The 1,772-nt window shown below is 42.4% G+C and carries 1 protein-coding gene and 2 pseudogenes; 2 read left to right on the top strand and 1 reads right to left on the bottom strand.

All coding sequences use genetic code 11. From position 1 onward, the window contains the following. Positions 1-235 precede the first annotated feature (235 nt). Positions 236-541: pseudogene (locus G7Y51_RS13415) on the top strand (transposase); the annotation flags it as partial. Between the two features lie 496 nt (positions 542-1,037). After that, on the top strand, positions 1,038-1,649 hold the full coding sequence (locus tag G7Y51_RS13410) for a hypothetical protein (RefSeq protein WP_165178251.1): 612 nt from the start codon (positions 1,038-1,040) through the stop codon (positions 1,647-1,649). 6 nt (positions 1,650-1,655) lie between these two features. Here the strand turns inward: G7Y51_RS13410 and G7Y51_RS13850 are convergent. After that, positions 1,656-1,772 (bottom strand): annotated as a pseudogene (locus G7Y51_RS13850) (IS5/IS1182 family transposase); the annotation flags it as partial.

Here is a 1,772-nt window from a genome sequence, read left to right as displayed (position 1 = left end):
AGCCCGGCCTTGTTTCTTGCCCTGGATGCCAGAAAACCACGGAGAAATCGGTCGGACCAGCTTCCGGAAAACCTGTAGCCTACGCAGGCACATGATGCCATCAATACGTTGAGGACCGGAAGCGCGACACCCCTTCAGGGCGCTGGCTCCGCACATGTGCAACCTGACGTATATACGTCTGCATCCGAACGACTTCTTTCAGGTTTTTCTTGACTCCTGGGCTGGGCCATATACGAAGGCTTGCAGTCTCATAGAGGGGATTGACGCTGAATACCTGCTTGCGGATAAAGGTTATGACAGTGATGCTTTCGTGGAAAAGGTGGAAGCAAATGGATCGACAGCGGTCATCCCGCCACGCAAAAATCGGGAAAAACAATGTGATTATGACAACTACTTGTATAAATTGAGACACCTTGTTGAAAATGCATTTCAGGTTTTGAAGCAGTGGCGAGGTGTGGCTACCAGATATGCAAAAAATACCGCCTCCTTCCTTGCTGCAGTTCATATTCGCTGTATAGCTATCTGGGCTAAAATCAAATGACGACACACCTTAGGTATGGGGAACAAAAAGCCATGCTCGAAACGTGTAAACAGGAACCATTGAAACTTATGCAGGCATTATTCCGCCCCGGAGTTATTCCGGGGTTTTTTCGTATTCCATAATAAAAACTATAGTTCAACTCGTCGTTTTTTCATATTAGAGCATTTTGCTTTTGAAATTATTCAATTTCAAAAGCGGCGCTGCCATCATTTCCCCGCAAGCGGGACAAGCGCCTGAAAAGCGTGGTTTTCAGGCTCATTGCTTCAGCCGTTGCGACGAAGGAAGCTACGGATGAAGACAGCAACTGGTTACTGCGACAGCCAGCCAACGCAACCGCTGTCGCTATCCGTAAGCAAGCAAAGCTTGCTAACGGCTACCGCCGGCGCGGGCGTCCGCTCCCGCGGCCGCCAGAGCGGTTGCCGTTTTCAACAGCAAACCGCTCTAAATTGTGATCAGTTAATTATGAAAAGTTAGGAAATTTTATAAAGGATGAGATATGGCCTCTCAAAAATTTTTACATGAGATGCTAAAATATTTTGCTGATAATAATATCTCGTTCAAATGGGAACATGATTTTCAGAGAGAAATTGAACGTTATCTTGTGTCTATAGGATACAACGTGGAACGCGAGCGTGAAACATGTATAGACAATAAAAAAGTTCGCTTGGATTTTCTTATAAGATGTAGTAATATCTCTTCTGTTCTTGAAGTAAAATATAAACTATACCAGAAACATACCAAGATTGAAAATTCTGTCTATGCTTTTTTTAAAGATATTTCTCGTATTGAATGCATATTGGATAAAAATTCAGATATAGAGAATGGATTCTGCATTTTTCTCAGCAATGATCAAAGATTTTGGGTAGAGAAGCAAAGAAATAATCCCAGTGCTGACGCACGAGAGTTTAAATTAAATGATGGATGTTTTATAGAAGGCACAAAGACATGGCATAGCCACAAGAATAATCTTAACTTAGAAAAAAATTATCCTCCAATAAAGATAAGAGGAAGGTATAAGATAGTATGGCATGATTACGGACATATTTTTATCGATAAACAAAGTGAGACTGACTTTAAATATGTATTGCTTGCTATAACAAGAGCCTAGGGTCTGTTAACACTTTTTAAGTCCTTCAACGATGAGGGCAAACAGAATGAAGCCAAGAAACAAGGCGTCAAGCTTATCATAGCGGGTTGCTATGCGCCTGTAGCCCTTCAAGCGTCGAAATAG

The organism is Desulfovibrio sp. ZJ369, from assembly GCF_011039085.1.
Lineage (GTDB): Bacteria > Desulfobacterota > Desulfovibrionia > Desulfovibrionales > Desulfovibrionaceae > Desulfovibrio.
This window is presented reverse-complemented; position numbering and strand designations above follow the sequence as displayed.